This is a genomic window from Bacillus sp. FSL R5-0443, assembly GCF_038608285.1.
Taxonomy (GTDB): Bacteria; Bacillota; Bacilli; order Bacillales; family Bacillaceae; genus Bacillus; species Bacillus velezensis.
In genome coordinates, this window is record NZ_CP152013.1 from 3964906 (window position 1) to 3991050 (window position 26145).

The following is a 26145-nucleotide window of genomic DNA, read 5'->3' on the forward strand; positions in this document are numbered from 1 at the left end:
ACGGCCCGCCCCTTTCTACGATGCGTTTCCGAGCTGTTCCGCTGATTTCAGAACCTCCGCTCCGTTGCATGTGCCGTAATGGACGGTATTGATGACTTCAACCGGCACTCCTTTTGATTCACCCAATTTTTTCAGCTGCGGAAGCAAATAACGGACTTGAGGCCCAAGCAGCAATACGTCCGCTTTATCAATATGCTGGTTGACTGAATCGCCTGACACCGCCCAGATTTTATATTCTTTTCCTTGTTCCTGCGCGCTTTTTTCCATCTTGGTGACGAGTAAGCTTGTTGACATCCCTGCTGCACAAACGAGTAATATATTCATGTAAAAGACCTCCTGAAAGTTTGATATTTTGTATGTCTCGATGTTAGTACCATCATATTATGAAATCGCTTTCATAACTACTCAGGCTTTTTCCGCTGTTAACGGAAAAAAGGTGTATCCCGGTCTTTCTCTGATCGTTTGTCTCTGAATACTCGTAAAACCTCCTGATAGGTTGTGCATTTTAAGAGACGGCTTACCGCGGCCGGATCATCTAACATCCCGCCGAGCCATTTGTACATATGCTGGAGGTCGGCTTTGCTTTCTTTCTCGACGCAGAGCAGGCAGACAAATTGGACACGCTTATCCGCCCAGTCAATCGGCTTCTTCAGCGTACATACCGCCCAAAACGTCGTGTCTGTCTGCGGAACGAGCGGGTGCGGAATCGCCGTAAGATTGCCGAAACTCGTAGGAGAAATCGCTTCCCTTTCAAAAATAGAATCGGTCAGAGAATCAGAAGCGAGGCCGGCTTCTGCAACCTGCTGTCCGAGAAAACGGATGACGTCCTCCTTCGTCTCCAGATCCTGCTGCAAAAATACCAGCTCCGGTTTCAGAAAGTTCAATTGTTCCCGCTTTTCTTCCAGCATGGCGTCGATTTTTGTAAAATCCCCGCCGCCCAACAGCGTATGAACCTTTAATACGGGAACGGGCAGGTCTTTTTTGATCGGCACTGTGCTGACCACAAAATCAATCGACTCAAAGGAAAGCTGGTCAAGGCTGCAGTAATCAGCCGTTCCGACGATTTCAAGACGCTTTGCGAACCGGGAACGGAGCTTTTCTCTTAAAAGCTGTGCGCTGCCGGCGCCGGACGCACAGACAATCAAGCAGCGTTTAGGCGGCCGTTCCGTCTTTCTCCTTTCAATGGCGGCTCCGAAATGAAGCGCCAAATATCCGATCTCATTCTCATGAATATCAATGCCGGTTTGCTCCTTGATCACGATTCCCGCAATCACTCCCGCTTCAAATGCGAGCGGATAATTTTCCTTTATGGCGGAGAGCATCGGGTTTCTCAGGTTCATTCCGTACCGGTTTCGGTTAATCGCCGGCTTGATGTGGAGCGCAAGACCCGCTTTCAGCTCATTGTCGTCCGTGATTCCGAGCTTCAGCTCCCGCTCAATGGCTTCGATCATGGCCTCCGTCAAACGGCTGGTTTCCCCGTCTATCAGCCTTGTAAGCTCTTTTCCTTCCAGTTGTGACTGGGTCATGCGCTTTGTCCCGAGCAGGTGAATGGCGATATAGGCGGTTTCCTGTTCGGGAAAGGTGACCGAAAGCGCAGATTCAAGCTCTTTTACGATGGCTTCCGCTGACTGATATTCTGTTTCAAGCTTAATATCATGAAGATCTTCCGGAATGAGAGATACATAGTTTTCTGTCCGGATTCGTTTGCAGGCAATGGCGATATGGATGATGAGATTGTTCAGGCCGAAGAAAGAAAGCGGGATCTTATGGTTTCGAACCTGCTTCATAATGGCTGTGCGGATCACATGAATGTCGTCTTTCGGCAGAATACCGGCCTTTTCACTCAGGAGATCAGGCTCAGGCTCGCGGTCGTCCACTAAGTATTCCGCCATACAATAACGGAGGCGGAGCTCTTCGCCGCGCAGCTTAAAGCCGTAGTTCGGCCTTGTTTCCAAAATGATGTCATAGGGGCGGAGCCGTTTTTTGACTTCTTTTAAATCAGATTGAAGTGTGGATTTACTGATGAACAGTTCTTCCGCCAAGTCATCCAGCTTGAGGTAGCCGTCGGCCAGAAGCATTCTTTTCATAAGGTAATCTATCCGTTCATCGGGAAAAATCGGCACGGTGCTGTTTTGCTGGAAATTGTCCTGAAGCCAGTTTTTAAACGGCTGCTCATTCCGGATCAGCAGCTTATAGCCGCTCCCTCTGACAGATTGAATGGATGCGCCGTGTTTTTCTACAATGGTTTGCAGTTCCTTTATGTCATTGCGGACCGTCCGCGTCGTTACCTTTACATTTGCAGCGATGACTGAGCTTGTAACCGGTGTTTCAGCAGCTAAAAGCAAGCGCAGAAGTTCACGAAGCCGCCCATGAAGCATGAGAAAAACCTCCTATCAGATCAGATGCAGACGTGAAAAATGGGCAAAAAGAATGAGGAAGGGGTAAATGTATGTAAATTCTATAATGGGGAGGATTTCAAGTCAATGCGGCAATCCGATGCCAAGCCCGTAAAAAAACAGCCGGATCAGCCGGCTGTTCGGGATGCGGACATGCGGTTCCGCTTAGATGCCTTCCGTTCTTTTATGATTTTTCTGATGATCGGATAGATGACGGGCGCCCATTTGATAATCGTTTTGAAAAATTTTTTCAATGTCTGAATCCCCTTTCTTTTACCTTGTCTTTCCCCTGTTATCAGCGTTTATAAACATGGTCAGCGTGAGACATATCGGTTCCCTGTCACCCAATAGCGCCACGGATAATCCCGGGCTTCTCCGCTGTTGTCAATCCCGATTCTCGGGCCTGTTGATATATGCTCAGGCGTAAAGCCCTCCGTAATATACAGCGGCGGTTCCGTGATCATGCCGCTGTAGTCGTTCATTGAAATGCCCATCGCCTTCGTCAGTTTTCCCGGGCCGTTTGTCCACTCTCTCGGGGGTCTGCCCGGTCTCCTGCTCTCCATCAGGAACTGTCCTTCATGAGGCTCCGCCGCCCTGATTAACACGGCCTGCGGAATGCCGATGTCCGCGGCGACGACGTTCATTAATGTATGAGTGTGCATGACGTATGTATAAATGCGGCCCGCCTCATGGAACATAATTTCCGTCCGTTTCGTGCGCCGGTTGCCGAAGCTGTGCGCCGCCCGGTCTTCCGCTCCCATATAAGCTTCCGTTTCCACGATAAAACCTGAAGCCGTTCCCTCATCCGTCTCCTTCACCAAGAGACAGCCGAGCAATAAAGGGGCAAGCTCCACTGACGGTCTCTGGTAAAATTCAATCGGCAAAGGCTTTCGTTCTCCCGCCATTTGCCTCCCTCCTTTCTGAATATAGCGATTTCCTCTTTCACGTTTTTCACTTCTTTTTTACAATATAAACATGAGAGAAAAAAAGGACATTATTGTTGAACGCTCTATTGCGTTTTGAAAATCGGCTCGGTATAATATGATGGTTCAAATGAAAATGATTCTCATGTTCAATAAATACCGGACAATGATCATAAAAGTAGGTGAATTGATTTTTGAGCGATTCTGTCAGGTCCGCAAACCGTCTGATCAGCATCTTAAAAAACGGGGTTTTCTTCCTGATCGCGGTGATCGGGCTGCTTGTATCTATTTTTTTCGCCGTCTCATTCGGCGCGAAAGACATTACTTTACATACGGTTTGGTCGGCTGTTGCTGATTACAATCCGAATATAACGGGCCAGCAGATCATTCATGAATTGCGTCTTCCGAGGGTGCTCGGGGCGGCCGTTACAGGAGCCGCTTTTGCCGCAGCCGGCGCCCTCATGCAGGGTGTCACGAGAAACCCGCTTGCCGATTCGGGAGTCTTAGGCGTAAACGCGGGCGCCATGTTTGTTGTTGCGCTCAGCTTTGCTTTTTTCCCTCATTTATCATACGCCCTGCTGATGGTGATGTCATTTTTGGGAGCACTGGCAAGCACCGGCTTGATTTTCTTTATCAGTGCGGCGGGAAAAGGCAGCATGACACCTTTAAAAGTGACGCTTGCCGGGGCGGTCGTGGCCGCTCTTTTACATTCACTCAGTACCGGTGTGGCGATTTATTACGATTTAAGCCAGGATTTGGCCTTCTGGTACGCCGGCGGGGTGTCAGGGATCAAGTGGACTCATTTACAAGTCCTTGTTCCCGTGATTGCGGTCTTCATCATTCTCGCGACATTCATGGGCCGGTCCGTCACCCTTCTCTCAATGGGAAATGACGTGGCGGCGAATTTAGGGGTGAACACGGCTCTGACGCGTGCCGCCGGATTAATGATCGCCGTCGTTCTTGCCGGTGTGTCTGTTTCCGCTGCCGGCGCGATCGGCTTCGTCGGGCTGGTCATTCCCCATATCGCGCGAAAGATCGTCGGCGTTACGTACAGGCTGATTATTCCGATGTCCGCGTTACTCGGCGCGATTCTATTGATTTTGGCTGACCTGGCCTCGCGCACGGTCAGTCCCCCGAGGGAATTGGCGATAGGCATTATGGTCGCACTTGTCGGTGTCCCTTTCTTTCTTTATATTGCCCGCAAGGAAGGGAGAGACTTATAAATGAAAGTGCAGAAAGAAACAAAAAAAGCGGCGGCGGCAGGACTCATTCTGCTGGTCATCGCCGTTTGCATTATTCTGATCGGGCTGCATACGGGCTCATTCCGGCTTTCTCCTCTCACGGTGGGAAAAACGCTGTTCGGATACGGCACGTTTCAAAGCACAACCGTTTTATTCGATTACCGGCTTCCCCGGATTCTGGTGACGATGCTGGCCGGCATCGGTTTAGGAGTGTCGGGCGCTATTTTGCAGGGTGTATCCCGAAATCCGCTTGCCGATCCGGGCATTCTCGGACTGCATGCCGGCGCTTCCTTCGGTTTGATGATGTATATCACGTTCTTTCATTCCCTGGAGGCGCAGGCATCGATGTTCATCCCGCTGTTTACGTTTGCGGGCGGAACACTCGCCGCCCTGCTGATCGTAGTGCTTACGTACGACAGGCTGAACGGTTTTTTAACGATCCGCATGCTGTTAGTCGGGATCGCCGTTTCCGCGGGCTTCAGCGCCGTTACATTGTTTATGTCGCTGCGACTGAATGAAGAAACTTATACATTCGCTTCCCGCTGGCTGGTGGGAAACGTCTGGGGCAGGGATTGGATTCACGTGTGGTCGCTATTGCCCTGGATCGGCATTCTCGCACCGCTTGCATGGCTTAACGCCCGCTCTTTGAATATTTTAATGCTCGGTGACCAGGCAGCCGCGGGGCTCGGCGCACACGTGCAGAGAAAAAGGATCATGCTGATCGCCATAGCGGTCGGCTTGTCCTGCGCGAGCGTCGCGATGGCCGGCGGAATCGGCTTTATCGGCTTTGCCGCCCCTCACTTGGCAAGACGGCTCGTCGGCACCATGCATCAGCATATTATTCCGATTGCGGGATTAATCGGACTTGTCATTCTTGTCGCGGCAGACACCATCGGCCGGTCTTTGTTTCAGCCGAACGCCATTCCGGCCGGCGTGGTTGCGGCAGCCATCGGCGCGCCGTATTTTCTCTATCTCGTCATGAAAATCAAATCATAAAACAAGGAGTATTCCCATGAAAAAAATAATTGCGCTCATCAGTTTCATGTGTATTTTCTTATTGGCTGCCTGCCAATCCGATTCAACACAGCCGGAGTCAAAAAAGAAATCCGGCGATCATAAAATCGCTTCGATGTCCATTCACCTGACAAATGATCTGCTGGCTCTCGGCGTTACACCTGCCGGTTCCGTCGTGGGCGGAGAATTAAAAGATTTTCTCCCTCATGTGAAAAATCAGCTGAAAGACACGAAAAAACTCGGACCTGCCTCAGACCCGGATATGGAAGCCTTACTTGAGCTGAATCCAGACAACATTTATCTTGATAAAGAATTTGCGGGAAAAGATGTGTCAAAATACAAGAAAATCGGAAACACACACGTTTTCGACCTTGATAAAGGCACTTGGCGCGATCATCTAAAAGATATCGGAAAAATCGTCAACCGTGAAAAAGAAGCGAAAACATTTATTCAAGATTACGAAGATGAAACAAAACAAGTCAGATCCATGATGAATAAGGAATTAGGGAAAAACGCCAAAGTCATGGCGATCCGCGTGAACGCAAAAGAGCTTCGCGTCTTCAGCACACGCCGTCCGATGGGACCGATTCTGTTTGACGATCTGAAGCTGAAACCGGCTGACGGCATTAAAGAAATGAACACCTCCCGCCCTTATGAAGTCATTTCTCAAGAAGTTCTGCCTGATTACAACGCAGATGCGATTTTCGTCGTCGTTAACAGAGACGACAAATCACAGCAAGCCTATAAAGAATTGCAAAAAAGCGCTGTATGGAAAGGGCTGAAGGCCGTGAAAGCAAACCACGTCTATAAAATTGCCGATCAGCCTTGGCTTGATTATTCAGCACTGGGAAATAAATTAGCAATGGATGAAGCGAAAAAACTGTTCCAAAAATAAACATGAGCCGGTTTTGCAAAAAGTGCAAGGCCGGCTTTTTTATATTGTCGTTTACTTATATAAACATCTGCTTATATAATAGTATAAAAAAGGAGTGAGCGCATGGAACGGAGGCATCATGCTTTAAGTTCCGAAGGGATCAGCCAGTGCCTCAAACTTCTAAGCGACCCGACGAGGCTTTTGATGCTGAAGCTTCTGAAGGATAAGGAATATTGTGTCTGCGAGCTGACGGCTATTTTTGATATAAGTCAGCCCGGCATCAGCCAGCACTTGCGGAAATTAAAGAACGCCGGCCTTGTGCGGGAAAGACGCGAGGGTCAGTGGCGGTACTATGCCATTCATCCGTCCGGTCCGGAATACGCGCTGGTTTGCTCGATTCTGCAGCAGATAGATGAAAAGGACGAAGTTTTACAGACATTGCGGCAAAAAGAAGTCACTGTTACATGCCGGTAAGGGGGATATATTCTTGGGAGTTGCGGTTTTATCAGCGATGATTTTTGTGCTGACACTTGTGTTTGTCATATGGCAGCCGAAACATGTATCAATCGGCTGGTCTGCCTGCGGCGGAGCGGTCCTCGCTTTGATCGCCGGAGCAGTCAGCCTGCACGATATCGCGGAAGTGACGGGAATCGTCTGGAATGCGACACTTGCCTTTATCGCCATTATTATCATTTCATTGATTCTTGACAGTATCGGTTTTTTTGAGTGGGCCGCGCTGCATATGGCCATGGCGGCCAAAGGCAGCGGGCTGCGGATGTTTCTCTATGTGTCGGTCTTAGGGGCTGTTGTCTCCGCCCTATTTGCCAATGACGGAGCGGCGCTCATTTTGACCCCGATCGTACTGGCGATGGTGCGGGCTTTGAATTTACCTGAAAAGCTGGTTTTTCCTTTTATTATCGCCGGAGGATTCATCGCCGACACCACCTCGCTTCCGCTCGTTGTAAGCAATTTGGTCAATATTGTATCCGCCGATTACTTTCATATCGGATACATTGAATATGCATCACGCATGCTGGTGCCCAACCTTTTTTCTCTGGCGGCAAGCATTTTGGTGCTGTATCTCTATTTCAGAAAAAACATTCCGAAACGGTATGACACCGGTCTTGTGAAACATCCGGCATCCGCGATTAAGGATGAACGCCTTTTCCGGTTATCGTGGGCTGTGCTGGCCGTTTTATTGATCGGATATTTCGTCAGCGAACTGCTGTCGATACCCGTTTCCTTCGTTGCCGGCTCCATCGCGGTCATTTTTCTCATTCTGGCGCAGCGAAGCCCCGCCGTCCCTGCGAAACAAGTCATCAAGGACGCCCCGTGGGCCATCGTGTTTTTTTCTGTCGGCATGTATGTTGTCGTGTACGGCTTGCGGAATGCCGGACTGACGGATCTTCTTTCTCAGCTTATACAGAAAGCGGCGGATCACGGTTTGTTTGCGGGCACACTCGGAATGGGGTTTATCGCGGCGATCCTCTCCTCCGTTATGAATAACCTGCCGACGGTGATGATTGACGCCATAGCCATCAGCGGAACGGAAACTCACGGGCTGATGAGAGAAGCATTGATTTACGCGAATGTTATCGGTTCGGACCTCGGGCCGAAAATCACGCCGATCGGATCGCTGGCGACGTTGTTATGGCTCCACGTGCTAAGCCGGAAAAACGTGAAAATTTCCTGGGGAATGTATTTCAAGACAGGTCTGATATTAACCATTCCGACGTTATTCATCACCCTGATCGGACTTTATTTATGGCTGTTATGGCTCGCTTGAGATGAAAAACCTTTTAAGTTGAATCTTAAAAGGTTTTTTTGTGTCAAAAATCCGAAAAGTAAAACTTTATATTTTAAAAGTATAGACATTTAATTTCAAAAGATTATAATATTCATGAAAACGTTTTAACTTTATGAAAGAAGGGATTCCTCATGAAAAGAATTTTATTAGCCTGCAGCTCAGGCATGTCCACCAGCCTTCTTGTTACGAAAATGCAGAATTACGCCCGCTCCATCGGTGAGGAAGCCGAGATTTGGGCAGTCGGACAGGATAAAGCAAAAGAAGCGATGAAAGACGCAGACGTCGTACTGATCGGCCCGCAGATGAGTTTTTTAAAAGGTGAGCTTCAAAAAGATGCGGACCCGCTTCACATCACCGTTGATGTGATTGACATGATGGCTTACGGCATGGGAGACGGCAAAAAAGCATACGAACAGGCCGTTGCCTTGATAGAGAACAAATAAAGGAGGCGATAAGCATGGAAACGTACACGGATGAACAGATCAGTTTTCAGCTGATTCTTCACAGCGGCAATGCCCGCAGCAATATTATTCAATCGATACGCGCATATAAAGACGGCCGGACAGATGAGTCAGACACCTTTCTGACAAAGGCTGAAGAAGAACTGGGGAAAGCGCACGACATCCATTTTCAGATGATTCAAAAAGAAGCCGGCGGCGCCAAGACGGATGTCTCTCTGCTTTTTATGCATGCTGAAGATCACTTAATGTCAGCGCTTTCAATGAAAGAGCTCGTCAAAGAAATGCTCGACTTATTTCAATCAAAGAATTTATAAAAAGCCGGGGGTGAAGACGTGTTTGAGAAAATCAGCCAATTCCTTGTTCCGATCGCGGGAAAATTAAACAATAACCGCTACTTGCAAGTCTTACGGGATGCTTTTATGCTGGCGTTTCCGCTGACCATTTTCGGTTCGGTGTTCGTCGTGCTGACGAACCTGCCGTTTTTAAACAAAATCATGAGCAGCTCCGCCCTGTCTGTCTTTCAATCCGGATTTGGCGGCGCTTCGACGGCGACGATGGGGATTATGTCCATTTTTGTCGTCTTCGGGATCGGCTATTACCTTTCCAAAAGCTACGAAGTGGAGGCCGTATTCGGCGGAGCGATCGCATTGGTTTCTTTTCTGCTGCTCACCCCGTTCGTTTTAGAGCCGGAAACGGGCAAAGCGGTCGCAGGCGTCATTCCGGTTGACCGGCTTGGAGCAAAAGGGATGTTTCTCGGCATGATGACCGCGTTTTTGTCAGGTGAAATCTACAGAAGAATCGTTCAGAGAAACTTAACGATTAAGATGCCTGCCGGTGTTCCTCCGGCTGTTGCTAAATCGTTCGCCGCATTGATTCCGGCTTTTATCACGCTTACCGTCTTCCTCTTGATCAATGCGGCTGTCACCCAGATCTTTCACACCAATCTGCATGATGTCATTTATCATACGGTTCAAGCACCGCTTGTCGGACTTGGAAGCGGCATCATTCCTACATTAATCGCTGTTTTCTTTATTCAGATTTTATGGTTTTTCGGACTTCACGGACAAATCATTATCAATTCCGTGATGGACCCGATTTGGAATACATTACAGGTCGAAAATTTGGCAGCGTATACAGCGGGGAAAGAGATTCCCCATATTATTTCTAAGCCGTTTATGGAGATTTACACCGTCGGAATGGGCGGAACCGGAATGACATTGGCCATAGTGATCGCCATCTTGCTTTTTATGAAAAGCAAACAGATGAAACAGATATCCAAACTCGGTCTCGCGCCGGGCATTTTCAACGTCAATGAGCCGGTTATTTTCGGTTTGCCGATCGTGATGAACCCGATCATTATCATTCCGTGGGTGATCGCACCGATGGTTGTCACCCTCGTCACCTACCTGGCCATGTCGGCGGGGATCGTGCCCCCTCCTACCGGCGTGACCGTGCCTTGGACCGTCCCCCTTTTCATTAACGGGATTATGGCGACCAATTCCGTCATGGGCGGCATTATGCAGCTGGTCAACCTCTGTATTGTGTTTGTCATCTGGTTCCCGTTTCTTAAAGCGCTGGACAAATTAAACATGGCAAAGGAAAAAGAAGCTGAGACCGAGCAGCATGCCCGGGATGACAGCATGAGTATGTAATCAAAATCGCAGTAAGGGAGAGAAATCAATTGACTGAATCAAATATTCAATATCGTTTTCCGGAAGGATTCTGGTGGGGGTCTTCCGCCTCCGCCACCCAAACAGAAGGCGCCGCTGACAGAGACGGAAAAAGCCAAAACATATGGGATTACTGGTATGAAAAAGAGCCGAGCCGTTTTTTTAACGGCGTCGGCCCCGGCGACACGTCACGTTTTTACGATCAATACAAGGAGGATATCCGGCTGATGAAAGAAATCGGCCATAACTCCTTCCGGCTGTCTATTTCCTGGTCAAGATTGATTCCGGACGGAACTGGCGAGGTCAATCAGAAAGCGGTCGCGTTTTATCAGGACGTCATCGATGAAATGCTTGCCCATCGCATTGAGCCGTTTGTCAATTTGTTTCACTTTGACATGCCGCTCGCCCTTCAGCGTAAGGGGGGCTGGGTCAGCCGGAACACCGTTGACGCGTTTGAACATTACGCCAAAACCTGCTTTTCGCTATTCGGTGACAAGGTGAAAAAATGGTTCACTCACAACGAGCCGATTGTGCCGATTGAAGGCGGCTATTTATACGACTTTCACTACCCGAATCACGTTAATTTTCAAGAAGCGGTGCAGGCCGGTTTCCATACCCTGCTGTCGAATGCAAGGGCTGTCAAAGCCTACAGAGAATTGAAACAGGATGGACAAATCGGAATCATTCTGAATCTGACGCCTTCTTATCCGAGAAGCTCACATCCTGAAGATGTCAAAGCGTCCCGGATTGCCGACGCCTTTTTCAACCGTTCATTTTTAGATCCCGCCGTAAAGGGCGAATTTCCTGAGGAGCTTGTCGAGATTCTCAAGGCGGAAGGCTTTCTGCCGCATTATGAGAAAGAAGATCTCCGCCTCATTCAGGAGCATACGGTCGACCTGTTAGGCGTGAACTACTACCAGCCGAGGCGGGTCAAGGCAAAAGAACATGTTCCGAATCCGCATGCCCCTTTCCTGCCTGAGCGTTTCTTCGACCCGTATGTCATGCCCGGCCGGAAAATGAACCCTCACCGCGGGTGGGAAATTTACGAAAAAGGAATCTACGACATTCTTACCAATCTCAGAGAACATTACGGAAATATCGAGTGTTTTATTTCTGAGAACGGCATGGGAGTTGAAGGCGAGGAACGCTTCCGCGATGAAAACGGCATCATTCAGGATGATTACAGGATTGAATTTATCCAGGAACATCTCAAATGGGTGCATCGGGCCATCAGAGAAGGTTCAAATGTAAAAGGCTATCACCTGTGGACTTTCATGGACAACTGGTCTTGGACAAATGCTTATAAAAACCGCTACGGCTTTGTATCTGTCAATCTGGAAAACGGGGGCGAACGGACCGTCAAAAAAAGCGGCCGCTGGTTCAAAGCCGTTTCCGATCAAAACGGATTTTAACAGATGAGGAGGGACGGCCATGCTTGGAGGTATTGAAGCCGGCGGCACGAAATTTGTCTGTGCCGCCGGACAAAGAAACGGCACCATTCTGGACAGAGCAGAGTTTCCGACGGGAGAACCGGATGACACACTCAGACAGGTGATCCGTTACTTTACAGATTTCCCGATAGACGCCATCGGCATCGGGTCGTTCGGGCCGATTGATATCCGTCCCGACAGTCAAACATACGGGTGCATCACCGCGACGCCGAAGACAGCCTGGCGGAACTGCCCTATTCTTCAAACGATCAAAAGCGCTCTGGATATTCCCGCAGGCTTCACCACCGACGTTAATGCGGCGGCTCTTGGAGAAGCTTCTTTCGGCGCGGCCAAAAACGCGGACAGCTGCCTCTATTTGACGGTCGGCACAGGCATCGGCGCGGGCGCCATCATGAACGGCAGATTTGTTCAAGGGCTGTCTCATCCTGAAATGGGCCACATTTATGTCAGAAGACATCCGGACGACGGCTACAAAGGCAATTGCCCATACCATACAGATTGTCTGGAAGGCCTCGCGGCAGGCCCCGCCATTGAGAAACGCTGGGGGAAAAAAGCATGTTTGCTCACGGATCAGCAGGAAGTGTGGGAGCTTGAGGGCTATTATATTGCCGAAGCGCTTGTGCAGTATATTCTCATACTTTCGCCGGAAAAGATCATTCTCGGCGGAGGCGTCATGAAGCAGCGGCAGCTGTACTCTTCTATCCGTCAGCACGTGAAAAAGCGGCTGAATCAATATATTGATCTGCCCGACATTGAACACTTCATCGTTCCCCCTCAATTAGGGATTCACTCCGGCGCGGCCGGTTCGCTCGTATTGGCGGAGCGCGCATTAGAGGCGGCAAACCGGGAGGCGGGAAAATGACGAAACTCTTATTTTTGGAACCGGTTTTTAAAGAAAGATTATGGGGCGGGACGAAGCTGCGCGATACATTCGGGTATGAGATTCCTTCTGAGCGGACGGGCGAGTGCTGGGCGATTTCAGCTCATCCGCACGGTACTTCCATTGTGCGGAACGGGCCTTTTTCCGGAACATCATTACACCGTCTCTGGAATGAACACCCTGACCTGTTCGGACATCCGAAAGAAGACGCCTTTCCCCTGCTTACAAAAATTCTTGACGCAAATATGGACTTATCCGTACAGGTGCATCCGGATGACGCATATGCACATCGGCATGAAAACGGAGAACTCGGAAAAACGGAATGCTGGTACGTGTTGGACTGCAAAAAAGACGCGGAGCTCATTTTAGGACACCGCGCCCAAACGAGAGAAGACTTCGTTCGGCTCATTGAACGAAACGAGTGGGATCACCTGCTCCGCCGCATCCCCATTAAGCCCGGCGACTTTTTCTATGTCCCGAGCGGCACACTGCACGCTTTATGTGAAGGTACGCTCGTTCTTGAAATCCAGCAAAGCTCTGATGCCACCTACCGGCTTTACGACTATGACCGGACGGATGGGAACGGGAATAAACGCGAGCTTCATCTTCAGAAAGCAATTGACGTAACAGACATTCCCCATACCGATGAAAATGTAAAAAGCACAAAGCATCGGATTGGAGATGCTCTGATTACGATACTCGCCGAAACACCTTTCTTTTCAGTTTATCAATGGGATGTGAGCGGGAAAGCATCATTCCCCGCACCCGGCCGGTATTTACTCGCAAGCGTCATGAAAGGACGCGGAGAACTGGATGGATGCCCCATTCACAAAGGCGATCACTTTATCGTGCCGGCGGATTCCGGAGATTTTGTTATAGAAGGAGATTGTGAGGTTATCGTTTCACATCCTTCATCATCCTAAAAATCAGGAGGTCTTTTATATGCTCAAAAGGTTAGCAGTCTGCCTGTCTATCGTTTTATTACTCTTAGGAGCCGCCAGTCCGATATCGGCTCACACCGTTTATCCCGTCAACCCAAATGCCCAGCAGACGACAAAAGATATCATGAACTGGCTGGCGCACCTGCCCAACCGTTCAGAAAACAGGGTCATGTCCGGGGCGTTCGGCGGGTATAGCGATGTCACTTTTTCAATGACAGAGGAAAACCGCTTGAAAAACGCGACGGGACAGTCTCCCGCCATCTACGGCTGTGACTATGGGAGAGGATGGCTTGAAACAGCGGATATCACCGATTCTATCGATTACAGCTGCAACAGCAGCTTAATCTCATACTGGAAAAGCGGCGGCCTCCCTCAGGTCAGCCTGCATCTCGCAAATCCGGCTTTTCCATCCGGAAACTATAAAACGGCCATCTCAAACAGCCAGTACAAAAACATCCTGGACCCTTCAACTGTTGAAGGAAAACGGCTTGAGGCGCTGCTCAGCAAAATCGCCGACGGCCTTACTCAGCTGAAAAATCAAGGCGTCACCGTTCTGTTCAGGCCGCTGCATGAAATGAACGGCGAGTGGTTCTGGTGGGGGCTGACAGGCTACAACCAAAAAGACAATGAGAGAATCTCGCTGTACAAAGAGCTTTACAAGAAGATATACCGCTATATGACAGAGACAAGAGGGTTGGATAACCTTTTGTGGGTGTATTCGCCGGATGCCAACAGAGACTTTAAGACAGACTTTTACCCAGGCTCATCTTATGTGGATATTACCGGTCTGGACGCTTACTTCACTGATCCGTATGCGATATCAGGCTATGATGAAATGCTGTCTCTGAAAAAACCGTTTGCCTTTGCCGAAACCGGTCCGTCCGGTAATATCGGAAGCTTTGATTATGCTGCTTTTATCAATGCGATCAGGCAAAAGTATCCCGAGACAACGTACTTTTTGACATGGGATGAACAATTAAGTCCGGCGGCCAATCAAGGCGCGCAGGCCCTTTATCAAAACAGCTGGACGCTGAACAAGGGCGAAATATGGAACGGCGGGTCCTTGACGCCGATCGCGGAATAACCGCTTCTTTTGAAAATCGGTTTTAAAGAACGGCTCTGCTGGGCATATTGTTACCGTTCAAAAAGGAGGGTTCGACAATGGAAAATAACAAAAACAGCGAAGAAACGCTTTCCAGTAAGACGACCGGTAAAGGCGAGTCAGAAGACACGCTGACAAACCGGCAGGGCCATCCGGTCACTGACAACCAGAATGTCAGGACAGTCGGCAATAGAGGACCGACGACATTGGAGAATTATGATTTTTTGGAAAAAATCAGCCACTTTGACCGCGAACGGATTCCCGAGCGCGTCGTTCACGCGCGCGGCGCCGGCGCACACGGATACTTTGAGGCGTATGGAAGTTTTGGAGACGAGGAGATTTCTACATACACAAGAGCGAAAGTGTTTCAAAAGAAAGGAATGAAAACTCCGGCGTTTGTACGGTTTTCTACCGTCAACCACGGAAAGCATTCCCCGGAAACATTGCGTGATCCCCGGGGGTTTGCCGTTAAGCTTTATACCGAAGACGGCAACTGGGATCTGGTCGGCAACAACTTGAAAATCTTTTTTATCCGTGATCCGCTGAAGTTCCCGGATCTTGTGCACGCATTTCAGCCTGATCCCGTTACGAACATTCAGGACGGCGAGCGTATTTTCGACTTCATTTCCCAATCACCGGAAGCGACTCATATGATCACTTTCTTGTTTTCGCCGTGGGGCATCCCGGCCAACTACCGGCAGATGCAGGGCTCAGGCGTCCATGCCTACAAATGGGTCAATGAAGAAGGAAAAGCCGTGCTCGTCAAATATCACTTTGAACCGAAACAGGGCATCCGCAACCTGACACAGAAGGAAGCGGAAGAGATTCAGGGGAAAAACTTTAACCATGCGACACAGGATTTGTATGAAGCGATTGAAAAAGGCGATTACCCTGAATGGGAAGTGTATGCGCAAATCATGACTGATGACGAACACCCCGAGCTGGATTTTGATCCGCTTGATCCGACCAAGCTGTGGTATAAAGACGATTTCCCTTGGAAGCCGATCGGTAAATTGGTTCTGAACAAAAACCCGGAAAACTACCATGCCGAGGTGGAACAAGCGTCATTCGGAACGGGCGTGCTTGTGGACGGCCTTGATTTTTCGGATGACAAATTACTTCAGGGGCGGACATTCTCCTATTCAGATACCCAGCGGTACCGCGTCGGCGCAAACTACCTGCAGCTTCCGATCAACTCGCCGAAAAAGCATGTCGCCACCAACCAGGAAGGCGGGCAAATGCAGTATCGGGTCGATCGGGCAGAAGGACAAAACCCGCACGTCAACTATGAGCCGTCCATTATGGGGGGACTCAACGAAGCAAAGCAGGATGGGAAAGACCATACACCTCATGTCGAAGGCGATGTGATGCGGGAGGCGATCGACCGGTCGAATAACTTCGGCCAGGCCGGAGAAACATACCGCAGATTTTCGGAATTTGAACGGAACGAATTGATCACAAACCTGGTCAATACGCTTTCTTCCTGCCGCAAAGACATTCAGGATCAAATGATTGAGAATTTCACAAAAGCAGATCCGGACTACGGAAAACGTGTGGCGGAAGGGCTGAAAAAAGCCGCCGAAAGCAACAGCGGCGGGCCGATCGGCACTACTGATACAGCACAAGCCGCAAAACAGGCTGAACAGGAAAGCCATCCGTCTGATCCGTATTAAATAAAAAAACAGGACAATCGCGTCCTGTTTTTTTTTGAGCTAATTCAGCTCCTGTATATTCTGCTCCGCCGCGGCCGCAAATACTTTCGGCTCCGGACGGTCAAGATCTTCATGGAATAAACTTACTTTGTGAATCTGCCGGTTGTCGTACAGATGAAAGTAGTAGTTCCCGGTGTCACAGCACATGACCGACGTATACTGCGTATAATCAATTTCATTCTCCTCTGTGATCACCGCGCCTTTTGGAATATTCACATTGGACAGCACGTGAAAAGCGGCCGTAACGCCATCCGTTTCATGAGCGGCAGGCTCTAAATGCTCTTTCAGATAAGCGGCTCTGATGAATCGGGATGGCGGCGTGTAATCACCGGGAAGCCCGATCGTTCCAGATCCTTGGCCGAAAGCGGTTAATGTCATTCCGCCCAATGTTTTGCTTTCTGACTGCTGCGGCCTGATTCCGATATAATGGCGCAGATTGGTCACATGCCAAGGAAATTCCGGGCTGTTGGTCATCACTCCGGGTTTGTTGTCATATACTTTCATTCCCTCCGGTGTCGGCTCGATGACAATGCAGCCGCCCGTGCGGTCTGATAAAATCCAATGAAGAGGCAGCACCGTATCCAATAACATCAATTTCTTCTCTACAATCGTCAGCGAACCGAGCTTTTCCTTTATGTCTTCAAGAGATTCACAGTTTGATAAGGCCCAGGTGACAAACTCATGAGGAGCGATGTGACAGGTGCCCTCCCGTTCCGCTTTCTCGTATCCCGCAAAGCCCGGAAAATACAGCGTCGCACACGACAGCCCTTTTTCATTTACGCCGTCGGCAAACAGAACATTGCCGAGATTTCTCCCCATGCCGATAAATGCGTATTTCGTCTTATGCATCCTGCCGTCAGCTTCGCTTTTCCAGCTGTACTGACGAGGATAAAGCACGACGTCCGTCCCGAGCTGAAATGCAAAATCCATCGTTCGCGCCAATAGGTGATTACCGTCTGTCGTTTTCAATGTAAGACTTGTACACATATCATCAATCCCCTTTTCATTAATGAAATTTACACAAAGTAAACTATTCTTCCAGCTTAACGAATAATGGCTCCATTCGTCAAAAGATTGACACATTTCTCCTTAATACATATTAGTCCGTAAGCATATCCATGCCTTTTAAACCCTGGCAAATCGTTTTGGCGGCAGTGTTTGTTCCGTTTTTCAAAAAAACTTTTGAACGGCTGTCAACGAGGCTTTACAATGTTTTTCCTGCATGCTGGAATTTGTAAACGGCAGGTCAATCTGTTAAGCTATGTCTTTATGTTAAAGAAGAACATACGGAGGAGATTATCTATTGAAAGTAGAAAGGCGAACGATTGAACATATTCCGCATGACGAAAGACACGGAAAGGCTAAAGATTTATTCCCCGTCTGGTTCGGGGCTAATATGCATATTACGACGTTAGTCACAGGCACACTGCCCGTTACAATGGGGCTCGATCTCTTTTGGAGTATCGCCGCCATTATTATCGGAACCTTTATCGGCGCAATCTTTATGGCGTCTCATTCCGCACAAGGACCTCAGCTCGGAATTCCGCAAATGATTCAAAGCCGCGCGCAATTCGGCGTGATCGGAGCGATTCTGCCCCTCTTTTTGGTCATGTTTATCTACTTGGGCTTCTTTGCGAGCAGTACGATTCTCGCAGCCGGTACACTGAGCAGCTTTGTACCGATTCCGGCTTCATGGTGTATTATCGGCTTAAGCGCCATCTGTTTTTTACTCACGATCTACGGTCATGATCTGATTCACAAAATGCAGAAAATCCTCTCTTGGACCTCCTTTGCCGTTTTTTTTGCTGCAACGATTCTTATTTTTCAACTGCCGATTCCTTCAGGAAGCTGGGTGCCCGGCTCATTAGATCTGCCTGTTTTTCTAGTGGCGGTCAGCGCGGTGGCCACATGGCAGCTGGCATATGCGCCATATGTCGCAGATTATTCCCGTTATCTGCCGGTCAAAACACCGGCATCGCATACCTTTTGGTACAGCTACGCAGGTACGTCAGTCAGTTCCATCTGGATGATGCTTCTCGGCGCCATTTTGACGACGGCGCTCCCGGAATTTACCGCTAATGCGGGAAATGAGATTGTCCGATTGTTCGGTCCGTTTTCCTTTATTATGCTGATCATCGTCCTGTTCGGGCAAATGGCGATCAACGTCTTTAATTTATACGGAGCCTTTATGTCAACCACGACTACCTTGGAGCCGTTTTTAAAACTGAAGGTGACGCCGAAAACGAGAGTGGTAATGATCCTTTGTGTGACGGCAGCGGGTACTGTATTAAGTCTCTTGGGCCAAAGCAATTTCATGGAACTGTTTTTAAATTTCATCTTTTTCATCAGTTATTTCTTAATTCCATGGACGGCGATCAACCTCGTGGATTACTATTTTATCCGCCGCGGAAAATACCACGTCAAATCGATGTTTGACGTCAACGGACAATACGGCAGGGTCAATTGGATTACAGCGGCCGCCTTCGTGTTGTCGATTATATTAGAAATCCCATTCATCAATACATCCTTTTACATCGGGCCGCTCGCTGAAATATTCGGCGGAGGCGACATTGCCTGGGTCATCGGCCTGGCCGTTCCGTCGCTGCTGTATTATGTCCTGATGAAATCAAGGGTAAAACAACAAGAGGCGCCTTCTCTATGAAGACGCCTTTTCTTTATTCATATTCCTTCCATACACGCGTCAGCAGTTCAGAAAGTTCGTGCGCCAATAAGGTATGGGCGGAGCGCTCTTTCGTCCATAACTCCGCACATTCACCGTGAAGGCGGACGGCGTTCAATACGGCATGCTTCGGGTCTTGATGACAGCACAGCATGCCGAGAATCATTCCCGTCAGCGTGTCGCCGGTCCCGCCTTTTGCAAGCGCGCCGTTTCCGGTTGTATTCCTGCGGCATTCCCCGTCGGGAAAAGCGATAATGGTTTCGTTTCCTTTCAGGACAATCGTGACGTGAAGCCGCTCCGCCCATTCCGCGGCATATCCCGCTCTGTTCTGCTGAATCTCTTGAATCGGAAGGCCTGTCATTCTGGAAAATTCGCCGGGATGAGGCGTCAAGATCACGGGGGCTTTCCTCTTTGGATAGGTTCTTTTCGTAATGGCGCCCGCGTCCAGTATGACGGGATAATCGGCAGAAAGCAGCTGATCAGCCGCCTGCTGCACTTCGTCTGTTTGGGGAAGGCCCGGTCCGATGGCAGCGGCCCGGATGGTTTCCCCGGGCTGGCCCGCCGCGGCTTTTTTCCAGCCGTCACGCCAGTACGTCGCTTCCGGCAGCACCGGGACGATAAGCGGGATGACGCCTGCCGATGTACCGATGACGAGCTTGCCGACACCGCTTCTCATCGCGCCCAATCCGGCCAGAAGGGCGGCTCCCGGCATGTCTTCGCTGCCGGCCAGCAATAACGCCGTCCCGAACGTCCCCTTATGGCTGTCTGCTTCCCGCTTCGGCAGCGTATCTTTCACATCCTGTTCCGTCCAATCCATTATATTCATCTCTGTACCTCCTCTTCTGTCTCCTATTTATATTCCAAACAAGAAGAGATTTTAAACCGCACAAAAAAAACAGCCGCTTGTTTGCGGCTGTTTATGTTCTGATTGGAACATCAAGACGGTAAAGCTTCCGGTACCGTTCGTTTTCTGCAAGCAGCTCTTGATGAGTTCCTTCCATTTCTGCTTTTCCATTTTCTAAAAAGACGATTTTATCAGCTGTTTCCACACCCGCTAAATGGTGTGTAATCCAGAGGATCGTTTTCTCTTTAAAGACATCAAAAATCGTATCAAGCAATTCGCGTTCAGTGACCGCATCAAGGCCGACCGTCGGTTCATCAAGGATAATGACCGGCGTGTCTTGGAGCAGAATACGGGCAAGCGCGATCCGCTGCCGTTCCCCGCCTGAGAAACGAATCCCCGTCTCCTGCACGGACGTTTCATATCCGTCAGGCAGTGATTCAATATAATCATGCAGCTTCACTTGCCGAGCCGCACGCTTAACATCTTCATCACTCGCCTTGCCGTTTCCGAGCCGGATATTGTTCATAATGCTCGTGTTAAAGAGATGAGGTTTCTGATTCAAAACGGCCACCGCTGAGGAAATCTGCTCCTGCACGGCCGCAGTTTCCAGCCCGTTCAGCATCACTTTGCCCGAATCGGGAACTAAGGCGCCTTCAATTAAAGCGAGAGAGGTCGACTTACCGGAGCCGCTCCTGCCGAGCAGCGCCATTTTTTCACCTTGGCGGAGAGTGAAGGAAAAACGGCCAAGCACATGACTGTGCTGATCATAAGAAAACGTCACGTTATCAAATGTAAGTGTCACATCAGATACATCCAGTTTCTCATCCGTCTGCTTCACCTCACGACTTCGCAGCTCCGGAGCCGCCTGACTCATTCTTTTGATGGAATCCTGATAAGAAGGCACTTCCGTCAGCGCATCCGAAAGGGGCAGAAACGCATCCGTCAATGGAAATACGACAAGCACAAAGGCCGCGATCATCGTGTTGGCGATGCTGCCGTCCGCATACTGACCCGCCGTCCAGAACAGCATGATCAATATGAAGCCGCCGACAAGGCATTGCGCGGCGAGATCACGCCATCTCGTAAACCGCTGACGTTTGCTTTCAAGATCAAACCATGCCTTCTCTTTCTCTTCATAAGAGGAAATAAAGGCCGCCTGGCGTCCCGAGAACATCCAGTCGCTCACGCCGAGCACGGCATCTGTCAGCCGGCTGTAGAGCGTATTCCGTCCGCTTTTCAGCCTCATGTTTTTCGCTCTCGTCACAAGAAGCGACACAACCGGAAACAATACAACCAATATAAACAGGTAAATCGCCGCAAAAGCGGCAAACGGCCAGGAAAAAAAGCCGAGTCCGATAACGGAGGCCGCATACAGCAGCAAAGCGGAAACCGCCGGGAAAATCGTTTTTAAAAACGCATCCTGCAAATGCTCAATATCCTCAGCCAAAATGCCGAGCATGTCGCCCGTCCGAAAACGGGATGAAAGCATGAGCGAGGCCGGCTCCAGCATATTGTAAAGCCGCACCCTCATGTCGGACACGATTTTCAGAATGATATGGTGCCCCGTCAGACGCTCGGCGTACCGTGAGACTGAACGGGCAATCCCGAAGGTCCGCACGGCTACAATCGGAACGTACACCAGCAGGATATTCTCAGGCCTGGTCGCCGACTTAGAGATCAAAAAACCGGAAGTGAACATGAGAAAGGCCGCCGAAAAAATCGTCACCGCGCCTAAAAAAATCACAAGAACAAACAAACGGGCATTTTGCTTCATATACGGCAGAATCCATTCTTCTTTTCTCATGTTCTTTCCCCCAGTTGCGCCTTTACAAGTTTGGCGTATACGCCTTGTTTCGCCATCAATTCGTCGTGGGTGCCGATTTCCGCCACCGCGCCGTCATCAAGCACGATAATTTCGTCCATCTCAAGCATCCAGTGAAGACGGTGAGTGGCCAGAAAAACAAGCTTGTTTTCAAACAGGTCTTTCATCGTTTCTTTTATTTCATATTCTGTTTCAATATCAAGGTGAGCGGTCGGCTCATCCAAAAGGAGAATCGGCCGGTTTCCTAAAAAGGCTCTGGCCAGCGCGACACGCTGAGCCTGCCCTCCGCTGAGCGCCCGTCCGCCCTCGCCGATCCGGCCGTCAAGGCCGCCGGGCAGATCACGGATCAGTTCGGAAAGACCCGCCGATCTAGCGGCCTGCGCCGTTTCCTCACGCGAAGCATCAGGATGATAAAACCGGATATTATTCAAAAGCGTGTCATCAAAAATATACGGGTGCTGCGGAATATAAAGCAGCTGCTTCTGCCAGCCGTCCGACTGCAGATGCGAGCGGGATTCACCGTTTACCTTGATCTCACCGGACGCAGGCTCTAAAAAGCCGCCCAGCACATCAATGAGTGTCGATTTTCCCGCACCGCTTTCCCCGATAATTCCGATTTTCTTCTTCCCTTTAAAGGACAGATGAAATTCAGACATCGATTCTCGGACGGACAAACGCGTAAGCTGTAATTCATCCCCGTCAGTCCACGTATCAAGTTCGAGCGGCTTTTCTTCTTTAAAACCGGGCTGCGCCAAAATCGCTTGAATGGTTTTCCCCGCCTCCTGCCCGTTTAACGTCGCGTGGTAATCATTCCCCACTTCGCGGACCGGGAGAAAATATTCAGGCGCGAGAATGAGCGCGGTCAATGCCGGTCCGAGCAGAATTTGTCCGTCTATCAGCCGCAAGCCGAGAAACACCGCCACTGTCGCCACCGACAGCATCGTAAAAAAGTCCAGGGCGAATGATGATAAAAACGCGACCCGGAGCGTGCTCATCGTCGCCTTGCGGTATCTCTCACTGACATGAAAGATATTTTTACTGTGTGATTTGCTTAATCCTAAAAACCGCAATGTCTCCAGTCCGCGGAGCGAATCCACGAAATGATTGGAAAGCGTCTGATAGGACTTCCATTGGCGATCGGCTTTTTTCTGTGCGACAAGTCCGAGCAGAATCATAAATACAATCAAAATCGGAAGCGCAAGAATCAGAATCAATGCCGATGTTTTATCCTGAAAAAACACGTAAATAACAACGGCCGCCGGCACAATCGCCATGCTGACCATTTTCGGCAGAAACAGCTCTAAATAACGGCGGAACTGGCTGATGCCTTCCATCGCCAGCGTCACCATCCGGCCTGTCCCCTCTTTTTTCGCAAAGCGGGGGCCGAGACGGAACAATTGCTCAAGAAATCTTTTTCTTAAGTCTGCGCCGGTTTGCGCGGCATATTGGTACACGATTTTCTGCCGGACCGTTGTCACCGCATGCCGGACCAAAAACGCAAGCAGGAAAAAGCCGATAACCGGATAAAGAGAAGCAATCCGCTTCCCGTTAAATAATCCGGTTACCGCCTGGCTCAGCCATTCCGCCTGCAAGATGATGGCGGCCGTTTGTATAATCGTTAATCCCGTAATGATCGCAAGAATCCGCTTCATTCCTTTATAAAGAAACAGGTCTTTTCCCATTAATAAGTCATAGGCTCCTTATGGCTGACGCGTTTCCGGAAGACATAATAGCTCCAGATCTGACTGCCGATGACAAACGGCAGCAGAGTCAGTGCGACAATTGTCATGACCTTAAGTGAATAATCACCGGAAGACGCGTTAGCTACTGTTAAGTCATACGCGCTTTTCAGCGAGCTGACCATGACGCGCGGGAACAGAGAGATAAAAATCATCGCAACTGTCAAAGCAAGACCCGCGCCGGTCATACCGAATGCCCAGCCGTCTTTTTTCTTGCTCATGAACACAATGGCAAGAACGTTGCAGATGACAATCAGCACGAATACCGGAATCGTGATGTTTGCCCGGCGTGTAAACATATCCGTATCGTATGCAGACATCGCAAAGAAAGCAAGTACAACAAGAAAGATAACACCGATTACGCGTTTTGCCATTTTTCTCGCACGCTCTTGTAAATCACCGATCGTGCGCAGGGTGATAAACATTAAACCGTGCAGGAATGAAAGAAGGGTGACGGCTGCTCCGCCAAGAACGGAATACACGTTCACAATATCTGAAAAACCTGCGTGAATGTTCATATGTCCGTCAATCGGAACACCGCGGAACAAGCTTGTGAAAATAAGTCCGAATACAAATGGCGGGATAAGGCTGCCGAAGAAAATCACCCAGTCCCATGTTTTGACCCATTTCAGATTATTCACCTGGCCGCGGAATTCAAATGCCACGCCGCGCCCCATCAAGGCAAGAAGAATGATGATAAACGGAATGTAATATCCGCTCAGCATCGTCGCATACCAGTTCGGGAATGCCGCGAAGATCGCTCCCGTACCTGTGATAAGCCACACCTCATTCGCATCCCAGAACGGGCCGATGGTGTTAACCAGCACTCTGCGTTCTAATTCATTATGGCCAAGAAATCGGGTCGAAATGCCGACACCGAAGTCAAAACCCTCTAAAAAGAAAAATCCGACAAACAAAACTGAAACGAGTATAAACCAAAGATCATGAAGTGACCCCATGGTAGACCTCCTGACTGAACGGATCCGTTGATACAGGAACATCCTTATGATCATCATGGTCCGCACCTTTTTTAATTTCACGAACGAATAGGAAAACAAGCAGCGCGCCTAAAATCAAGTACATGACGCCGAAGCTGATAATTGAAAACAGCAGAGATCCCGTCGTTACGTTAGGAGAAACGGATTGTGCGGTCGTCAATTGTCCCATGACCGTCCACGGCTGGCGTCCGATTTCAGTCATAATCCAACCGGCAGAGTTCGCAATGAATGGAAATGCGATTAGTGCGATCATGCCCCGTAAATACCACTTGCTCGTATGAAGCTTTTTGCGGCGGTTCAGAATAAAGCCGGCAATCGCGGCAAATATCATAAGCGCGCCCGCTCCCGCCATAATGCGGAAACTCCAGAACGTCGTTTTAACAGGCGGGATATAGTCGCCTTTTCCGTACGTTTTTTCGTATTCTTTTTGAAGTGTTTTCATCCCTTTCACACTGCCGCTGAACTTCTGGTAAGCCAAGTAGCTCAGTGCGTAAGGAATTGAAATTTCTGATGTGTTTTTTTCTTTATTCGTATCAATATTCGCAAAAGCCGTCCACGCGGCAGGATCACTGCTGTCATCCCAAAGCGCTTCACTGGCAGCCATTTTCATCGGCTGCGATTCCATTAAATGCTCAGCCTGCATATGTCCGCTGAACGCAACGCCGATACCGGCGATCAGACCGACAATCATCGAAAGCTTGAAAGATTTATGGAAGAAAGGCACTTCTTTTTTCTTCAATAATTTAAATGCGCTGACACCGGCGATAAAGAAAGCACCCGTCGCAAGCGCCCCGAAAATGACGTGAGGGAATTCAACCCAAAGCTGAGGGTTTGTCAAAAGCGCCCCGAAATCATTCATTTCCGCGCGGCCGTTTTTAATCGCAAAGCCGACCGGCTCCTGCATGAATGAGTTTGCCGTCAAAATCCAGAAAGATGACATAATCGTTCCGAAGGACACAAGCCAAATGCAAAGCAAATGCACTTTTTTAGATAAACGGTCCCAGCCGAAAATCCATAATCCGATAAAAATAGACTCCATAAAAAACGCCAAAAGCGCTTCAACCGCAAGCGGAGCTCCAAATACATCTCCGACAAAACGGGAATAATCAGACCAGTTCAATCCGAACTGGAATTCCTGAAGAATCCCTGTGACGACGCCGACAGCGAAGTTAATTAAAAAGAGATGCCCCCAAAATTTAGCCATTTTGAGATAGGTCTCTTGTTTTTTGACAACATAAAGCGTCTCCATCAAAGCAACCATAAACACAAGCCCGATAGACAAAGGCACAAACAAGAAGTGAAACAATGTTGTAGATGCAAATTGAATGCGGGCTAATACCAACTCACTCATGATGTTTTTCCTCCAATCTGGTAAATTGCTCAACATTTCACAAACATAGCAAAATCATTGCTCGGTATTTCACAAAAAATGATATATTTGCTCAATGTTTCACAAATTCGTCAAAACTATTGAAATATCAGCCTGTACACCCTGGGGGACAGCGGCTGTCATAGAAATGATTCAATATCATTACTTTACAACGATTCAGCCTAAAAAAAAAGATCAATATACCTAAAATAAGGCTGAAA

24 protein-coding genes are annotated in these 26145 nt (G+C 49.2%); 14 read left to right on the plus strand and 10 right to left on the minus strand.

Features of this window, described 5'->3' with window-relative positions; genetic code table 11:
* Window positions 1-15 precede the first annotated feature (15 nt).
* The 4 genes from licB to NYE28_RS20055 all read right to left on the minus strand — a co-directional run bounded on the left by licB (window position 16) and on the right by NYE28_RS20055 (window position 3301).
* Window positions 16-324, minus strand: coding sequence for a PTS lichenan transporter subunit IIB (licB, locus tag NYE28_RS20040; protein ID WP_003150863.1), 309 nt, complete (start codon window positions 322-324; stop codon window positions 16-18).
* Window positions 325-422: 98 nt separating this feature from the next.
* Entirely contained in the window at window positions 423-2378 is a 1956-nt protein-coding gene (gene licR / locus NYE28_RS20045) for a transcriptional regulator LicR (protein ID WP_007407741.1), read from the minus strand.
* Window positions 2379-2524: 146 nt separating this feature from the next.
* Window positions 2525-2650 carry a hypothetical protein gene (locus NYE28_RS20050; RefSeq protein WP_003150859.1) on the minus strand — a complete coding sequence of 42 codons (126 nt, stop codon included), beginning with the start codon at window positions 2648-2650 and terminating at the stop codon, window positions 2525-2527.
* Between the two features lie 60 nt (window positions 2651-2710).
* Window positions 2711-3301 carry a DNA-3-methyladenine glycosylase gene (locus tag NYE28_RS20055; RefSeq protein ID WP_076424738.1) on the minus strand — a complete coding sequence of 197 codons (591 nt, stop codon included), beginning with the start codon at window positions 3299-3301 and terminating at the stop codon, window positions 2711-2713.
* Window positions 3302-3543: 242 nt separating this feature from the next.
* Here NYE28_RS20055 and NYE28_RS20060 point away from each other — a divergent pair, with 242 nt between their 5' ends.
* The 13 genes from NYE28_RS20060 to katX all read left to right on the plus strand — a co-directional run bounded on the left by NYE28_RS20060 (window position 3544) and on the right by katX (window position 16433).
* Window positions 3544-4542, plus strand: a complete 999-nt coding sequence (locus NYE28_RS20060; protein ID WP_223252816.1) for an iron ABC transporter permease — start codon at window positions 3544-3546, stop codon at window positions 4540-4542.
* Window positions 4543-5556 carry an iron ABC transporter permease gene (locus NYE28_RS20065; RefSeq protein WP_007407745.1) on the plus strand — a complete coding sequence of 338 codons (1014 nt, stop codon included), beginning with the start codon at window positions 4543-4545 and terminating at the stop codon, window positions 5554-5556. It abuts the gene before it with no gap.
* Window positions 5557-5572: 16 nt separating this feature from the next.
* Window positions 5573-6469: an ABC transporter substrate-binding protein gene (locus tag NYE28_RS20070; protein ID WP_007614657.1), complete on the plus strand. Its 897-nt coding sequence runs from the start codon at window positions 5573-5575 to the stop codon at window positions 6467-6469.
* A 102-nt stretch (window positions 6470-6571) separates the two neighbouring features.
* Complete coding sequence (locus NYE28_RS20075; RefSeq protein WP_059367547.1) at window positions 6572-6922, plus strand: metalloregulator ArsR/SmtB family transcription factor; 351 nt, start codon at window positions 6572-6574, stop codon at window positions 6920-6922.
* Window positions 6923-6935: 13 nt separating this feature from the next.
* Window positions 6936-8234, plus strand: a complete 1299-nt coding sequence (locus NYE28_RS20080; RefSeq protein ID WP_337681128.1) for an arsenic transporter — start codon at window positions 6936-6938, stop codon at window positions 8232-8234.
* Window positions 8235-8386: 152 nt separating this feature from the next.
* The gene (locus NYE28_RS20085) at window positions 8387-8698 is read left to right on the plus strand and encodes a PTS sugar transporter subunit IIB (RefSeq protein WP_020958028.1); all 312 of its coding nucleotides are present in this window, start codon (window positions 8387-8389) and stop codon (window positions 8696-8698) included.
* Between the two features lie 14 nt (window positions 8699-8712).
* Window positions 8713-9030, plus strand: coding sequence for a PTS lactose/cellobiose transporter subunit IIA (locus tag NYE28_RS20090; RefSeq protein WP_007407750.1), 318 nt, complete (start codon window positions 8713-8715; stop codon window positions 9028-9030).
* An 18-nt stretch (window positions 9031-9048) separates the two neighbouring features.
* Entirely contained in the window at window positions 9049-10368 is a 1320-nt protein-coding gene (celB, locus tag NYE28_RS20095; RefSeq protein WP_012118772.1) for a PTS cellobiose transporter subunit IIC, read from the plus strand.
* 29 nt (window positions 10369-10397) lie between these two features.
* Window positions 10398-11798 (plus strand): glycoside hydrolase family 1 protein, encoded by a 1401-nt coding sequence (locus tag NYE28_RS20100; protein ID WP_063093881.1) that lies wholly within the window; start codon window positions 10398-10400, stop codon window positions 11796-11798.
* Window positions 11799-11817: 19 nt separating this feature from the next.
* Entirely contained in the window at window positions 11818-12699 is an 882-nt protein-coding gene (locus NYE28_RS20105) for an ROK family protein (RefSeq protein WP_337681127.1), read from the plus strand.
* A complete protein-coding gene (gene manA / locus NYE28_RS20110; protein WP_094032015.1) occupies window positions 12696-13640 on the plus strand; it encodes a mannose-6-phosphate isomerase, class I in 945 nt (314 codons plus the stop codon). The genes NYE28_RS20105 and manA overlap by 4 nt, the downstream gene beginning before the upstream one ends.
* Window positions 13641-13659: 19 nt before the next feature.
* On the plus strand, window positions 13660-14742 hold the full coding sequence (locus NYE28_RS20115) for a glycosyl hydrolase (RefSeq protein WP_251248127.1): 1083 nt from the start codon (window positions 13660-13662) through the stop codon (window positions 14740-14742).
* A 77-nt stretch (window positions 14743-14819) separates the two neighbouring features.
* The gene (katX, locus tag NYE28_RS20120) at window positions 14820-16433 is read left to right on the plus strand and encodes a catalase KatX (protein ID WP_012118777.1); all 1614 of its coding nucleotides are present in this window, start codon (window positions 14820-14822) and stop codon (window positions 16431-16433) included.
* Between the two features lie 39 nt (window positions 16434-16472).
* Here the strand turns inward: katX and NYE28_RS20125 are convergent, their stop codons facing one another.
* Window positions 16473-17459, minus strand: a complete 987-nt coding sequence (locus tag NYE28_RS20125; protein ID WP_025285486.1) for a choloylglycine hydrolase family protein — start codon at window positions 17457-17459, stop codon at window positions 16473-16475.
* A gap of 316 nt (window positions 17460-17775) precedes the next feature.
* Here NYE28_RS20125 and NYE28_RS20130 point away from each other — a divergent pair, with 316 nt between their 5' ends.
* Window positions 17776-19134, plus strand: coding sequence for a cytosine permease (locus NYE28_RS20130; RefSeq protein ID WP_015240847.1), 1359 nt, complete (start codon window positions 17776-17778; stop codon window positions 19132-19134).
* A 13-nt stretch (window positions 19135-19147) separates the two neighbouring features.
* Here NYE28_RS20130 and NYE28_RS20135 read toward each other — a convergent pair whose 3' ends face one another.
* The 5 genes from NYE28_RS20135 to NYE28_RS20155 all read right to left on the minus strand — a co-directional run bounded on the left by NYE28_RS20135 (window position 19148) and on the right by NYE28_RS20155 (window position 25906).
* Complete coding sequence (locus NYE28_RS20135) at window positions 19148-19978, minus strand: NAD(P)H-hydrate dehydratase (protein ID WP_337681126.1); 831 nt, start codon at window positions 19976-19978, stop codon at window positions 19148-19150.
* A 91-nt stretch (window positions 19979-20069) separates the two neighbouring features.
* A complete protein-coding gene (cydC, locus tag NYE28_RS20140) occupies window positions 20070-21800 on the minus strand; it encodes a thiol reductant ABC exporter subunit CydC (RefSeq protein ID WP_015240849.1) in 1731 nt (576 codons plus the stop codon).
* The gene (gene cydD / locus NYE28_RS20145) at window positions 21797-23500 is read right to left on the minus strand and encodes a thiol reductant ABC exporter subunit CydD (RefSeq protein ID WP_015240850.1); all 1704 of its coding nucleotides are present in this window, start codon (window positions 23498-23500) and stop codon (window positions 21797-21799) included. Before cydD ends, cydC begins: the two co-directional genes overlap by 4 nt.
* A complete protein-coding gene (gene cydB, locus NYE28_RS20150) occupies window positions 23500-24516 on the minus strand; it encodes a cytochrome d ubiquinol oxidase subunit II (protein WP_012118783.1) in 1017 nt (338 codons plus the stop codon). The genes cydD and cydB overlap by 1 nt, the downstream gene beginning before the upstream one ends.
* A complete protein-coding gene (locus NYE28_RS20155; protein ID WP_342490232.1) occupies window positions 24500-25906 on the minus strand; it encodes a cytochrome ubiquinol oxidase subunit I in 1407 nt (468 codons plus the stop codon). Before NYE28_RS20155 ends, cydB begins: the two co-directional genes overlap by 17 nt.
* Window positions 25907-26145 lie beyond the last annotated feature (239 nt).

Bases quoted from the DNA above. Each gene is read 5' to 3' on its own strand.
- cydC (WP_015240849.1), bottom strand. From the start codon at position 21,800: ATGAGAAAAGAAGAATGGATTCTGCCGTATATGAAGCAAAATGCCCGT.
- katX (WP_012118777.1), top strand. From the start codon at position 14,820: ATGGAAAATAACAAAAACAGCGAAGAAACGCTTTCCAGTAAGACGACC.
- licB (WP_003150863.1), bottom strand. From the start codon at position 324: ATGAATATATTACTCGTTTGTGCAGCAGGGATGTCAACAAGCTTACTC.
- NYE28_RS20055 (WP_076424738.1), bottom strand. From the start codon at position 3,301: ATGGCGGGAGAACGAAAGCCTTTGCCGATTGAATTTTACCAGAGACCG.
- NYE28_RS20135 (WP_337681126.1), bottom strand. From the start codon at position 19,978: ATGAATATAATGGATTGGACGGAACAGGATGTGAAAGATACGCTGCCG.
- manA (WP_094032015.1), top strand. From the start codon at position 12,696: ATGACGAAACTCTTATTTTTGGAACCGGTTTTTAAAGAAAGATTATGG.
- cydB (WP_012118783.1), bottom strand. From the start codon at position 24,516: ATGGGGTCACTTCATGATCTTTGGTTTATACTCGTTTCAGTTTTGTTT.
- cydD (WP_015240850.1), bottom strand. From the start codon at position 23,500: ATGGGAAAAGACCTGTTTCTTTATAAAGGAATGAAGCGGATTCTTGCG.
- NYE28_RS20125 (WP_025285486.1), bottom strand. From the start codon at position 17,459: ATGTGTACAAGTCTTACATTGAAAACGACAGACGGTAATCACCTATTG.
- NYE28_RS20105 (WP_337681127.1), top strand. From the start codon at position 11,818: ATGCTTGGAGGTATTGAAGCCGGCGGCACGAAATTTGTCTGTGCCGCC.
- NYE28_RS20155 (WP_342490232.1), bottom strand. From the start codon at position 25,906: ATGAGTGAGTTGGTATTAGCCCGCATTCAATTTGCATCTACAACATTG.
- NYE28_RS20115 (WP_251248127.1), top strand. From the start codon at position 13,660: ATGCTCAAAAGGTTAGCAGTCTGCCTGTCTATCGTTTTATTACTCTTA.
- NYE28_RS20065 (WP_007407745.1), top strand. From the start codon at position 4,543: ATGAAAGTGCAGAAAGAAACAAAAAAAGCGGCGGCGGCAGGACTCATT.
- NYE28_RS20085 (WP_020958028.1), top strand. From the start codon at position 8,387: ATGAAAAGAATTTTATTAGCCTGCAGCTCAGGCATGTCCACCAGCCTT.
- NYE28_RS20070 (WP_007614657.1), top strand. From the start codon at position 5,573: ATGAAAAAAATAATTGCGCTCATCAGTTTCATGTGTATTTTCTTATTG.
- licR (WP_007407741.1), bottom strand. From the start codon at position 2,378: ATGCTTCATGGGCGGCTTCGTGAACTTCTGCGCTTGCTTTTAGCTGCT.
- NYE28_RS20075 (WP_059367547.1), top strand. From the start codon at position 6,572: ATGGAACGGAGGCATCATGCTTTAAGTTCCGAAGGGATCAGCCAGTGC.
- NYE28_RS20090 (WP_007407750.1), top strand. From the start codon at position 8,713: ATGGAAACGTACACGGATGAACAGATCAGTTTTCAGCTGATTCTTCAC.